This is a genomic window from Paractinoplanes rishiriensis, assembly GCF_016862375.1.
Lineage (GTDB): Bacteria > Actinomycetota > Actinomycetes > Mycobacteriales > Micromonosporaceae > Actinoplanes > Actinoplanes rishiriensis.
The window spans coordinates 126,555-138,849 of sequence record NZ_BOMV01000007.1 but is presented as its reverse complement, the minus strand read 5'-3'; the positions used below and the strand labels follow the sequence as shown (position 1 = coordinate 138,849).

Below are 12,295 nucleotides of genomic sequence, written 5' to 3'. Positions count from 1 at the left end.
TTGATACATGGAAGTCAACGGTGGCGCGGTCCTCATCGATCTTGGTTTGGAACGCGGTGAGCCACCCACGTACACGGCACCGGGACGTTCCACGGTGCCGTCGTGGTTCCCCGCCGCGTTCCTCTCGGTCCTCGTGCTGCTGCTGGCGGGCGCATCGTCCGCACCCGCCCGCTCGCCGCTCAACGCCCTGTTCAGCCTGCAGATCGGTCCGGCCGACACCTACGCGCTGACCGGCGACGGTCACCTGCTGGCGCAGACGTTCGGCCTGCTCACCTCGTACGACCTCGACAACGGCCGGATGCAGTGGCAGGCCGGCCAGTCCGCGCCCAGCTACCGGCTGCGGCTCGGCGACGGGCTGGTGCTGATGCGGCCGTGGAGCACCGGCTCGGGCGACCCGGGCACCGCCGCGGTCTCGGTCTACACCGGCGCGGCCCAGTGGGAGCGGTCCGGCAACGTGGTCACCATCGCCGGCTCGTCCACGCTGCTCGCGGTCACCTCGGTGCGCAGCATCGGCGGCTCCGGCCGGCGGGTGCAGGGCGCCGTCGACGCGGTCGACCCGGTCACCGGGCAGACCCGCTGGACCATCCCGGTGCCGAACACCGCGGTGCTGCTCGGCGTGCCGGGCGCGGCCGACGAGGGCGCCCGGATGCTGCTCATGCACGACAACCGCACGCTCGCGCTGCACGACCTCGACGACGGCCGGCTGCTGGCCCGCAACCAGGTGCCGGCCGCCGACTACAACCCGGGCAACCCGGTGGTCGCCGGCGGGATGGTCCTGCTACGGCACCCGGGCCACTGGGGCGCCGAGATCTCGGCCTACGACCCGGTCACCCTCAAGCAGGCCTGGACCGCGCCGGCTGCCGGCGCGTACGAGATCGAAGCTTGTGGCTCTTTGGCCTGTCTGAGCGGTCCGCACCGGGTGCGCGCCATCGACCCGGCCACCGGCGTCACCCGATGGGTGCACCAGGGCTGGCGGAGCGTCCAGTCGTTCGGCCCCGCCTTCGTGGCCTACGGGGCACCGGACGACACCGATCCGGTCACCACCTTCGACCCGGACACCGGTGCCACCGAGGCCGGCCTGCGCGGCTGGCGGCCCGTGCCCGGCGTGGGCGTCACCGACCGGCTGGTGCTCACCCGGGAAGGCGAGGCCGGAGCCCGTACGATGGTCGCCGTCGCCCGCCCCCGGGACCAGCGCCTGCACCTGCTCGCGGCGCTGCCCGCGGGGACCGGCGACTGCCAGGCGGTACCGAGCCGGCTGGTCTGTCGGTCGATGTACGGAGAACTGGTCGTCTGGGCGTACCGGGAGGGATAAGCGATGGCGGTGATCGAGCTGGACCTGGCCGCCCAGCCCGACCCGCCGCTCAGCTCACCACCACCCGCCTACCGGTACCGCGTCCCCGGCCTGATCCTGGTCGCGGTGCTCGCGCTCGCCCTCGGCGGCGCGGCACCGGCGGTGCCCACCATGTGGCGGTTCCTCGGCGAGGTGCCGGTGGACGCCAGCGCGGAGAGCCCGTTCCAGCTGGCCGGCGGCAAGGTCTACACGGTAGGTCTGGACGGCGCCGACCGGCTGGCCACCGCATGGATCATGGCCGAGCCGCCGCGCAAGCTGTGGACGACCCGGTTCCCGGCCCGGGTGATCGGCCCCGACGAGGTCCGCTTCGGCGGGCTGATCGCGCGGCAGGCCGGCGATGTGGTGCTGCTCTCCGACGGTCCCGCCACCACCGCGGTCGACGTGCGCACCGGCGCGGTCCGGTGGAGCTCGCGGGCCTGGGTGGACCTGCTCGGCGGGGGCCGGCTGGGCGTGGTGCGGGAGCCGGTGTTCCGCCCCGGCACCGTCTATGACCAGGCGTCCGGCGAGCCGGGCGCGCTCTACTTCTCAGCCACCGGCGAGCCGCACGTGGAGCCGCCGATCCGCACCGAGGTGCGCGGCCTCGACCTGCGCACCGGCGACGAACTGTGGCAGGCGGCGCTGCCCGGCGCGGTGAACGTGTTCGCGGCACCGGGCAGGGCGCCGGCCGTCCTGGTCCTGGCCTCGGACCGGATCGAACGGCTGGCCGGCGAGACCGGGGCGCTGGACCGGCGGATCTCGCTGCCCGAGCCGTACGGCGATGGCGTGTCCGGTGGGGAACTCGTCGGCGACCTGCTGCTGGTGCGGTACGGCGACTACCAGTCCAAGGGCTACGAGATGGCGTACACGGCCGACACCCTGGACCTGCGCTGGCACCGGGAAGTGCCGGCGATCCTGTTCGACCCGCCGCGCTGCGACTACCTGATCTGCGCCGGGCCGCGCGCCGCGCTCGACGTCATCGACCCGGCCACCGGCAAGGTCGCCTGGCGGGCGCGGGCCGACGTCGACCTGGCCCGGCAGGCCGGCTACGTGGTCGAGTACGACGAGGAGACCGGCGCGCCGGAACGGCTGGCCGACGCCGCCACCGGCGCGGTCCGGGTGCCGCTGGACGGCTGGACCGCCGAGCTCTCGCCGGAACCCGACCTGCCGGTGGTGCTGCGGATGCCGGGCAAGGAGGGCCGCAGCGTGTTCGGGACCGTGCTGGCCGACCGCGACCGGGTGCAGATCCTCGGCGAGACCTCCGGGCCGATCAGCGACTGCACCGCGGACCGCGCGCACGTGGTCTGCCGGGGGCTCGAGCGGCTGCTGATCTGGGCGTACCGGGCCTGACCATGACCGGCGTGCAGATCGACCTGGGCGAGGTGCGGGAAACCGGCACCGCGCCGCCGGGCCGCCCGCCGGTGCCGTACAAGGCCCTGCTGGCAGCGCTGTCGGTGGTGCTGGCCGGGCTGCTCGGCGGCGCCGCGCACCGGGGGCCGCCGGACGAGCCCACGATCGTGCCGGCCCGGATCGGCGACGACACCTGGGTGATCGGCGACCGGCTCTACGTGGTCGGTTCCGGGCGGCTGGAGAACGGCGAACCGGCCACCGAGCGGACGGTCACCGGGTACGCGCTGCCCGACGTCGAACTGGTCAGCCGCACCGCGGTGCCGCTGGAGGGCGAGATCGAACGGATCGAGCCGGCCGGCGACGTCCTGCTGGTGTCGTACCGGTTCGACGCGGACGGCACCCGCACCGTGGTGGCCGTGCGGACCGGCACCGGCGAGCGGCTCTGGCAGCGCTTCGTCCGGCTGGTCGACGCCTCGCCGGAGGCGGGCACCGTCCTGCTCGCCGACGACCGCCGGTTCTATCTGGCCGACCTCGCCACCGGCGCGCTCCGCTGGCGGGTGGACCGGCCCGCCGACGGCTTCGTGGCCGAGGCCGGATTCCGCTCGGGGCGGGCGAGCTGGCTGGTCACGGTCACCGACTCGGGCCGGCTGGAGACCCGGGACGCGCGCACCGGCCGGGTGATCGCGACCGCCCGGGTGGCCGGCCACCGCAACCGGGCCAACGGGCAGGTCTGGCCGACCGGCGACGTGATGCTGGTGCAGGACGGCGACGAGTACTACGGGTTCCGGCTGCCCGAGCTGACCCGGTTGTGGCGCACCGACGCCGACATCATGCACAGCTGGGGACAGTCGGACTGCGGGGTGGTGCTCTGCGCGTACCGGATGGAGCGCGGGATCATGGCGCTGGACCCGGCGACCGGGGTGCAGCGCTGGACCTCCGACCGGTGGGCATATGCCGAGGCGGCCGGCGCATACCTGCTGGCCAGCTCGCAGGATCGGACGGTGGGCACGCCCTGGCTCTGGGTGCTCGACCCGGCCACCGGCACGGTGCTCGGTGACTTCGGCGAGTGGCAGGGTGCCGGGCCGGCCGCCGACGGCCGGATCTACGGCGTCCGCGAGATGCCCGGCAAATACGTGATCTCGTACGGGGTGCTGGACCCGGCTACCCGGCGGGCCGAGATCCTCGGTCAGGCCGGCATGATCTCCGGCGGCTGTCAGGCGGCGGCGGGCGTGCTCTACTGCCGGCGGGTCGACGCGTCGATCGCCGTGTGGCGGCTTGGGTAGCCTTCTCTTACGGCCTCTTCACACCTGCTCGGGGAGGCTGGACCCGCGCTGGGTCGGCTACGGAGGTCTTGCGGTGCGCGTGCTGGTGGTGGAAGACGAACGGAACCTCTGCGACGCGATCGCCCGGGGTCTGCGGCGCAAGGGCATGGCGGTCGACGTCGCGTACGACGGCCTGCAGGGACACGAGATGGCGTACGTGACCCGCTACGACGTGGTGGTGCTCGACCGCGACCTGCCGGGCATGCACGGCGACGAGATCTGTGCGCAGCTGGTCGCGTCCGGCGCGCTCACCCGGGTGCTGATGCTGACCGCGAGCGGCACGGTGGCCGACCGGGTCGAGGGCCTGCAACTGGGCGCCGACGACTACCTGGCCAAGCCGTTCGCGTTCGAGGAACTCGTGGCCCGGGTGCAGGCCCTGGGCCGGCGCGCCACCCCGGCCGCCCCGCCGGTGCTGACCGTGGGCAACCTGATGCTCGACCAGACCCGCCGGGTGGTGACCCGCGGCGGCACCCCGATCGAGCTCACCAACAAGGAGTTCGGCGTGCTCGAGGAACTGCTCAAGGCGCGCGGCGGCGTGGTGTCCAGCGAGGAGCTGCTGGAACGGGTCTGGGACGCCAACACCGACCCGTTCACCACCACGGTCCGGGTGACCGTGATGACGCTGCGCAAAAAGGTAGGCGACCCGCCGCTGATCGAGACGGTCGTCGGCGCGGGTTACCGGGTGCCCGAACCGGTCGTCCTCTCATGACCGTCTACCCCGGGCGGCGTTCCCTGGCCCAGCGGCTCGAGCTGAGCCTGCGGCCCACGCTGCGGCTGCGGCTCACCCTGCTCAACGGCATCCTGCTGGTCGGCGCCGGCGCCATCCTGATCATGCTGGCCTGGCTCCTGGTCGGCGACGCCATGCACTCCAACGACGACCTGCTGCGCGGCAGCACGGTCACGCTGGCCGACGGCACCACCCGCGACGCGCTGCAGTACCAGGACGGCATGGTCGCGCGGGCCTCGCAGGAGGTGCTGGTCAAGGGCCTGGCGGCGCTGCTCGCGATCGGCATCATCGGCATCGCGGGCGCGTACGCGGTGGCCGGTCGTGCCCTGCGCCCGCTGCACGCCGTGACCCAGACCGCCCAGCGCCTCGGCGAGGAGACGCTCGACCAGCGCATCCGCTACTCCGGCGCGGACGACGAAGTGGCCGAGCTGGCGCGCACCTTCGACGCCATGCTCGACCGGCTGGCCGGTGCGTTCGAGTCGCAGAAACGCTTCGTCGCGAACGCGTCGCACGAGTTGCGCACCCCGCTGGCGGTGATGCGCACCGAGATCGACGTGACGCTCTCCGACGACGAGGCCGACGTGGCCGAATACCGCCGGATGGCCAAGGTGGTCCGCAACGCCTCCGAACGCGCGAACGGCCTGGTCGATGCGCTCCTGGTGCTGGCCCGGTCGGAGGCGCAGTCCGGCCGCCGGCTGGCCCGCAAGGCCCCGGCCGACCTGGCGACCAGCGTGTGCAACGCGCTGTCCGCGGTCAAGGCCGAGGCCGAACGCCTGAAGCTGGACGTCACCAGCGATCTGCAACCGGCGCCGGTGGTCGGCGACCCGAGCCTGCTGGACCGCCTGGCCGGCAACCTGATCGAGAACGCGATCCGGTACAACCACCTGCTCGGCAAGCTCTGGCTGCGCACCGAGACGGTGAACGGCCAGGCCCGCCTGATCGTGGGCAACACCGGGTACGAGGTCGAGCCGGCCGACGTGCCCGGCCTGTTCGAGCCGTTCCGCCGGGGCGGCTGGGAGAGGACCGGGTCGCGCGGCTCCGGGCTGGGGCTCTCGATCGTCCGGGCGGTCTGCGACGCCCACGGCGGGACGGTGTCGGCGGTGGCCCAGGCGGGCGGCGGCCTCGAGGTGACGGTGTCGCTGCCGACCGCGGACAACACGCCGGTGGTGGCGGCCAAGGCGGCGGTGCCGCGGGCCAAGAACCTGGGCATCGCGTCGTAGGCGCCCGCGCGCCGGCCGGCCGCGGGTCGCGGCCGGCCAGCGCGTGTCGGACGGCGCCAGCGCTTCGGAACGGGCCCGGGCTGTCAGTCGGGCTCGGGCTTGGCAGGCGGGCTCGGGCTTGGCAGGCGGGCTCGGGCTTGGCAGGCGGGCTCGGGCTTGTCAGGCGGGCTCGGGCTTGTCAGGCGGCCAGGGTGGGCTGGGTGGCCTCGCGGCGCACGGTGCGCAGGCGGGACGTGGTGATGCCCAGTTCGGCGGCGATCTCGGTGTCGGTCATGGCGGGGCGGGCGGCCTTCAGCTGGTCGGCCAGGGCCAGCGTCTCGGCCGGGCTGCGGCGGGCGCGGGCCGGCTTGCCGCTGCCCGCGCCGGCGTTGGCGGGGCGGGTGACCTTGGCGGTCGCGCTCGCGGACCGCTGGGCCGGCACCGAGCGACCGTTGCCTGGCGCTGGGCGGCCGTTGCCCGGCGCCAGGCGACCGTTGCCCGGCACCGGGCGGCCGTTGCCCGGCGCCGGGCGGCCGTTGCCCGGCGCCGGGCGGCCGCTGCCCGGCGCCGGGCGGGCGGCGGAGCGGGCCGGGCCGGCGGCCGCCGCGGGGCGAGGCTGGCCGGCCTGGCGGCGGGTGAGCGCGGGGGTGAATGCCGGGTTGGCGGGTGCCTGGTTGGCCCGGGGGAGCGCGGCAGCGGCCTCGGCGAGTGCGGCCGCGGTGGTGCGGCGCAGCGGGGTGTTGCCGTTGTTGCCGGGGTAGATGGCGGTCGCAGGCGCGGCGGCTGATCGGCTCGGTGCGGGGACCAGGCCGGGGATGGGCTTCGCCCAGTCGTCGGGGGAACCGCCGCCGGAAGCGGGACCTGCGGCCGTTGCCGCGTGGGCGGGGAGGCCCGCGGCGACGGGAACTACTGCGGCCGGGGGTGCGCTGACCGGGGTGGTGGCGGGGGTGGGCGGGTTTTCCAGGGACTGGATCCGGCCGCCCAGTTCGACCAGGCAGATGCTGGCCACCACGATGAGGCCGTCCACCGAGAGCGGGAGCAGGTAGGGGGAGGCGCCGGTTTCGCCGTAGCGGGCGGCTACGCCGGCCATGTGCCAGTAGGAGACCCAGGCGGCGATGCCGGCGATCGTGGCGGTGGCCAGCAGGCGGGCCGCGGCCAGGATGGGGCGGTGGACCGGGACTCGGGAGATCAGCTCGACGGTGAGCAGCAGCGCCAGCGGGGGCCAGGCGGCGATGGCCTGGCTGATCGGGTTGTCCAGCGCGTGCAGGATGTTGGCGACCACGGACGCGGCCACGCCTAGGAACAGCGTGGCGCGGACCGCCCATCGGACGCGGCGCAGCTGCCGTAGGACCACCGGGAAACTCCTCAGCCTGTCGATAACCAGTCGAAAATTCGTCAAAAGCCCATCAGAACGGTCCTGAACGATCCAGGTCCGACGATCGACCTATGGTGACTGGTCCCGGTTACACAAACGCTCCCGGCACGGAACCGTGTCCGGTCCGTGCCGGGAGCGATGCGATCATGTGATCGCGCCTCTCGGCGTGTCGGCTTGACTGAGGAGGTCTCGCCCCTCGTTAGCCCTTCGTCTCGATTTGTGCCCGCAGCTTCGGGAACTCGGCCTTGGCCTTGCTCACCGACTTGAAGTACCAGATGACCATGCCGAGGCTGCCCTCGTCGGCCCAGCTGCAGATCGCCATGTCGATGCCGGAGGTCTCGGCGCTGCCGCACTTGGCGGAGCCGCCCAGGTTGCCGGTCGAGGCGTCGCTGATGTTCGAGATCTTCAGGCCACCGATGCCGGCGCCCAGGAAGGTCTGGTCGAGCTCCTTCTCCGGGTCGGAGAGCGGGGCCTCGGCCGCGGCCACGATCACGATGTCCTGCTTTTCCGGGGTGCCGTAGAGGGCGCCGACCGAATTGGTCGCGCTCGGCACCTCCTTGAGGCTGTTCTGCAGTTCCTCCGCCACGCCGGCGAACTGCGGATCGGTCAGCTTGGGACGGCCGCCCAGGGTCGCCGGTTCCTTGATCTTGATCGTGGCGGCGGCCTTGGCGGGCTCGGTGGCCTGGGCCGAGGCGCCCGGGGTCTCGATCGCCTGGATCTGGTCGTTGATGTCGTCGGCCGCGTTCTTACCGATCATCACGACGGCCACGATGCCACCGATGCAGAGCACCAGCACGATGCCGACCACGGTCAGCACGATGGGCAGCGTCTTGGACTTCTTTTTGGGCGGGGTGGCCGGCGGGTAGCCGGGCTGGCCGAAGCCCTGCTGCGCGTAGTCACCCTGGCCGTAGCCGGGCTGCCCGTACTCCGGCTGGGCGCCGTACTGGGGCTGGTTGCCGTACTGCGGCTGGTTGCCGTACTCCGGCTGGCTGCCGTACTGCGGCTGCTGCGAGTAGTCAGGCTGGCCGGACGACGGGTAGGCCGTGGTCGGTGGGTAGCTCGGTGGCACCGAGGTCGGCACGTCGGGGTTCGGCTGGCCGGGGTACGGCTGCTGATTGGGGTAGTTCTGTCCCGGGTACTGCCCGCCCTGATACGGCTGCCCCGAGGAGGGCTGGCCGGAAGAAGGCTGCTGGCCAGGGTTGGGCTGGCCGTAGTTGGGCGGCTGCGGGGGCTGCGACATCAGGGCTCCATGGATTGGGTGTAACCGCCCCGCGAGCCTAGCCTCAGACGGCAATCGGGGTGGGCCCCCTTTACGGGTGGCGGATCACAACCGTCCGGACAAACCACCCCTGAGTACGACAACGCCCCACGCCGGGCGGCGTGGGGCGTCGTTCATCCGACTTTCCCAGGTCAGGCGGGCAGGCTGCCGACACCCGGGGGCAGGAACCGCCGGCCGGTCACCCGTTCGGCCACGCCGCTACGGTCCAGGTACGGCGTCACGCCGCCGAGGTGGAACGGCCAGCCGGCGCCCAGAATCATGCACAAATCGATATCCTGCGGCTCGGCCACCACGCCCTCGTCGAGCATGATCCGGATTTCCTCCGCCAGCGCCGCCAGCGCGTTCTCGCGTACCTCCTCGGACGAAAGCGGAGCCGGACCGCCGGCAACCAGCTTGCCCACCTCGGGGTTGATCTCGTCGTCGACCATCAGCGGGAGGCCGGCGTCGACGATCTTCTTGAGGTTCGGGCTGTCGCCGAAGCGGTCCGGGAAGGCGCGGTGCAGGGTCTCGCCCACGTGGTAGGCCACCGCGGGACCGACCAGCTGGAGCAGCGCGATCGGCCGCATCGGCAGGCCCAGCGGGTCGAGCGCCACGTCCACCGTCTCGAGCGGGGTGCCGGCGTCGACCGCCTTGAAGACCTCGCTGGTGAAACGGGTGAGCAGCCGGTTGACCACGAACGCCGGAGCGTCGGAGACCAGCACCGACGACTTGCGCAACTCCTTGCCGACGGCGAACGCGGTGGCCAGCGTGGCGTCATCGGTGCGCTCGCCCCGAATGATCTCCAGGAGCGGCAGGACGGCGACCGGATTGAAGAAGTGGAAGCCGACCACGCGCTCGGGGTGGTCGAGCTCGGCCGCCATCGCGGTGACCGACAGCGAGCTGGTGTTGGTGGCCAGGACCGCCTCGGGGGAGACGATTTTTTCGAGTTCCGCCCAGATCTGCTTCTTGAGGTCGAGGTTCTCGAAGACCGCCTCGATCACGAAGTCGGCGTCGGCGAACACCGACTTGTCGACCGAGCCGCTGACCAGGCCGCGCAGCTTGGCCGCGGTGCCCTCGTCCATGCGTCCCTTGGCCACGGTCCTGTCGATCTGGTCGTGGACGTAGCCGACGCCCTTGTCGACCCGGGTCTGGTCGAGGTCGGTGAGCACCACCGGCACCTGGAGCCGGCGGGCGAACAGCAGGGCCAGCTGGGACGCCATCAGGCCGGCGCCGACGATCCCGACCTTGGTGACCTTGCGGGCCAGCGAGCTGTCGGGGACGCCCACCGGGCGCTTGGCGCGGCGCTGGACCAGGTCGAACGCGTACAGGCTGGCCCGGGACTCGTGGCCCATGATCAGGTCGGCGAGCGCCTCGGTCTCGGCCGCGGTGCCGTCCTCGAACGTCGCGTCCTTGGCCAGGGCGAGCAGTTCGAGGGCTTTGTTCGCGGACGGGACGGCGCCGTGCAGCTTGGCGTCCAACTGCTGCTTGGCGAAGAACAGCACGCCGTCCCACATGTCCTTGTCGACCTCGGGCCGCTGGACGATGACCTCGCCGCCGATCACGCCGGCCGCCCAGGCCAGCGAGCGCTCGAGGAAGTCGGCCGGCTCGAACAGCTGGTCGGCGACCCCGAGCTCGACGGCCTGCCGGGGCTTGAGCACCTTCTGGGTGAGCGGGTTCTGCAGGATGACCTGGGCCGCGCCGGGCGCGCCGATCAGGTTGGGCAGCAGCTGGCTGCCGCCCCAGCCGGGGATCAGGCCGATGGCGACCTCGGGCAGGCCGAGCGCTGCGGCGCCGCCGGAAACCGTGCGGTAGTGGCAGTGCAGGGCCACCTCGAGGCCGCCGCCGAGCGCGGCGCCGTTGATGAAGGCGAAGGTCGGAATGTCGCTGTTCTTCAGGCGGGCGAAGACGCGGTGGCCGAGGTTGCCCAGCTCGACCGCCTGCTCCCGATCCGTCAGATAGGGAATGCCCGTGATGTCGGCTCCGACGCAGAAGATGTACGGCTTGCCGGTCAGCGCGATGAATGCCGGGTCGGCCTCGGTCGCCGCGGTGATGGCCGCGTCCAGAGAGGCGAGCCCGCCCGGGCCGAAGCTGTTCGGCTTCTTGTGGTCGAAGCCGTTGTCCAGGGTGATCAGGGCGGCCGCCTTGGCCAGGCCGGGGACCCGGACGAACCGGACCAGCGCCTTGGTGACTACCTCGTTCGGGTGCTCGATCACTTCGCCGCGCCTTCCCAGTTCGGGTTCTCCCAGATGACCGTGCCGCCCATGCCGATGCCGATGCACATGGCGGTCAGCCCGTAGCGGACCTCGGGGTGCTCGGCGAAGTGCCGGGCCAACTGCGTCATGAGGCGTACGCCCGAGGAGGCGAGCGGGTGCCCGATGGCGATCGCGCCGCCCCACGGGTTGACCCGGGGGTCGTCGTCGGCGATGCCGTAGTGGTCGAGGAACGCGAGCACCTGCACCGCGAACGCCTCGTTGAGCTCGAACAGCCCGATGTCGCCGATCGTCAGCCCGGCCTTGGCCAGTGCCTTCTCGGTCGACGGGATCGGGCCGTACCCCATGACCTCCGGTTCGACGCCGACGAAGCCGTACGACACCAGCCGCATCGCCACCGGGAGGCCGAGCTCGCGGGCGGTGGCCTCGTCGGCCAGCAGGGCCGCGGTGGCGCCGTCGTTGAGGCCGGCCGCGTTGCCCGCGGTGACCCGGCCGTGCGGGCGGAACGGGGTCTTGAGGGTGGCCAGCTTCTCCAGCGAGGTCTCGCGGGGCGCCTCGTCGGCCGTCGCGAGGCCCCAGCCCTGCTCGGCGCTGCGCAGGGCGACCGGCACGAGATCCGGCTGGAGCTTGCCGTCGGCGTACGCCTTGGCGGTTTTGATCTGGGAATTGAGCCCGTAGCGGTCGGCCCGCTCCTTGGTGATGTGCGGCAGCCGGTCGTGCAGGTTTTCCGCGGTCGAGCCCATCACCAGCGCGGACGGGTCGACCAGCTTCTCGGCCAGGATGCGCGGGTTGGGGTCGACGCCCTCGCCCATCGGATGCCGGCCCATGTGCTCGACGCCGCCGGCGATCGCCACGTCGTAGGCGCCCATCGCGATGCCGCCGGCCACGTTGGTCACCGCGGTCATGGCGCCGGCACACATCCGGTCGATGGCGTAACCGGGCACGGTCTTGGGCAGCCCGGACAGCAACGCGGCGGTGCGGCCGATGGTCAGGCCCTGGTCGCCGGTCTGGGTGGTGGCCGCGATCGCCACCTCGTCCACCCGCTCGGGCGGCAGTTGCGGATTGCGGCGCATCAGCTCGCGGATGCAGCGGATGACCAGGTCGTCGGCGCGGGTCTCGGCATACATGCCGCCCGCCTTGCCGAACGGGGTCCGGACGCCGTCGACGAAGACGACCTCACGTACTTCACGGGGCACTGGTGGCCTCCTTGCCAGGGAGTGGTGTAAGCGATGCTACTCGCCGGTAACTAAGGGGTGCCAGCGCCCCGCGAGAACGTCACACCCAGGTAATCACTGCCTCGGCCGCGCTGTCCGGAATCGGCGAAACGGGGGAGTTAGATGATCTCCGCCGAGCGTAGCTTCCGGCCATGACGAAGCCGTTCGTGTGCCGCCTCGGGTGGCACAAGTGGGTCACCCGCTCGACCGAGGACGGAAAAAAGTTCCGTCAGTGCTCGCGCTGCAGCAGGGACGACGGCCAGGGCAAGATCCACTGGTTCGCCGGGCAGGGCTGACCCGGCCGGTTTCGTGT

General features: G+C 72.4%; 10 protein-coding genes. 6 read left to right on the top strand and 4 right to left on the bottom strand.

From position 1 onward, the window contains the following. Positions 1 to 7 precede the first annotated feature (7 nt). The 5 genes from Ari01nite_RS04515 (at position 8) to Ari01nite_RS04495 (ending at position 5,946) form a co-directional block, all read left to right on the top strand. The gene (locus tag Ari01nite_RS04515) at positions 8 to 1,312 is read left to right on the top strand and encodes an outer membrane protein assembly factor BamB family protein (RefSeq protein WP_203779625.1); all 1,305 of its coding nucleotides are present in this window, start codon (positions 8 to 10) and stop codon (positions 1,310 to 1,312) included. Between the two features lie 3 nt (positions 1,313 to 1,315). After that, positions 1,316 to 2,677: an outer membrane protein assembly factor BamB family protein gene (locus Ari01nite_RS04510; protein WP_203779624.1), complete on the top strand. Its 1,362-nt coding sequence runs from the start codon at positions 1,316 to 1,318 to the stop codon at positions 2,675 to 2,677. Between the two features lie 11 nt (positions 2,678 to 2,688). Further along, positions 2,689 to 3,960: an outer membrane protein assembly factor BamB family protein gene (locus tag Ari01nite_RS04505; RefSeq protein ID WP_203779622.1), complete on the top strand. Its 1,272-nt coding sequence runs from the start codon at positions 2,689 to 2,691 to the stop codon at positions 3,958 to 3,960. 73 nt (positions 3,961 to 4,033) lie between these two features. Beyond that, positions 4,034 to 4,708, top strand: coding sequence for a response regulator transcription factor (locus Ari01nite_RS04500; protein ID WP_203779620.1), 675 nt, complete (start codon positions 4,034 to 4,036; stop codon positions 4,706 to 4,708). Beyond that, on the top strand, positions 4,705 to 5,946 hold the full coding sequence (locus Ari01nite_RS04495; protein ID WP_203779618.1) for a sensor histidine kinase: 1,242 nt from the start codon (positions 4,705 to 4,707) through the stop codon (positions 5,944 to 5,946). Before Ari01nite_RS04500 ends, Ari01nite_RS04495 begins: the two co-directional genes overlap by 4 nt. Positions 5,947 to 6,124: 178 nt before the next feature. Here Ari01nite_RS04495 and Ari01nite_RS51655 read toward each other — a convergent pair whose 3' ends face one another. From Ari01nite_RS51655 to Ari01nite_RS04475, 4 genes are all read right to left on the bottom strand, one after another. Further along, positions 6,125 to 7,279: a DUF2637 domain-containing protein gene (locus tag Ari01nite_RS51655; RefSeq protein WP_275410822.1), complete on the bottom strand. Its 1,155-nt coding sequence runs from the start codon at positions 7,277 to 7,279 to the stop codon at positions 6,125 to 6,127. A gap of 220 nt (positions 7,280 to 7,499) precedes the next feature. Then, on the bottom strand, positions 7,500 to 8,540 hold the full coding sequence (locus tag Ari01nite_RS04485) for a flagellar basal body-associated FliL family protein (protein WP_203779616.1): 1,041 nt from the start codon (positions 8,538 to 8,540) through the stop codon (positions 7,500 to 7,502). Positions 8,541 to 8,710: 170 nt separating this feature from the next. Then, a complete protein-coding gene (locus Ari01nite_RS04480; RefSeq protein WP_203779614.1) occupies positions 8,711 to 10,771 on the bottom strand; it encodes a 3-hydroxyacyl-CoA dehydrogenase NAD-binding domain-containing protein in 2,061 nt (686 codons plus the stop codon). Then, positions 10,768 to 11,964: a thiolase family protein gene (locus tag Ari01nite_RS04475; RefSeq protein ID WP_203779612.1), complete on the bottom strand. Its 1,197-nt coding sequence runs from the start codon at positions 11,962 to 11,964 to the stop codon at positions 10,768 to 10,770. Before Ari01nite_RS04475 ends, Ari01nite_RS04480 begins: the two co-directional genes overlap by 4 nt. Before the next feature lie 170 nt (positions 11,965 to 12,134). Here Ari01nite_RS04475 and Ari01nite_RS04470 point away from each other — a divergent pair, with 170 nt between their 5' ends. Then, entirely contained in the window at positions 12,135 to 12,278 is a 144-nt protein-coding gene (locus Ari01nite_RS04470; protein WP_203779610.1) for a hypothetical protein, read from the top strand. Positions 12,279 to 12,295 lie beyond the last annotated feature (17 nt).

What these genes read in the sequence shown, in the direction of transcription:
- Ari01nite_RS04470 (WP_203779610.1), top strand. Translation starts at nt 12,135, where the DNA reads ATGACGAAGCCGTTCGTGTGCCGCCTCGGGTGGCACAAGTGGGTCACC.
- Ari01nite_RS04495 (WP_203779618.1), top strand. Translation starts at nt 4,705, where the DNA reads ATGACCGTCTACCCCGGGCGGCGTTCCCTGGCCCAGCGGCTCGAGCTG.
- Ari01nite_RS04510 (WP_203779624.1), top strand. Translation starts at nt 1,316, where the DNA reads ATGGCGGTGATCGAGCTGGACCTGGCCGCCCAGCCCGACCCGCCGCTC.
- Ari01nite_RS04515 (WP_203779625.1), top strand. Translation starts at nt 8, where the DNA reads ATGGAAGTCAACGGTGGCGCGGTCCTCATCGATCTTGGTTTGGAACGC.
- Ari01nite_RS04485 (WP_203779616.1), bottom strand. Translation starts at nt 8,540, where the DNA reads ATGTCGCAGCCCCCGCAGCCGCCCAACTACGGCCAGCCCAACCCTGGC.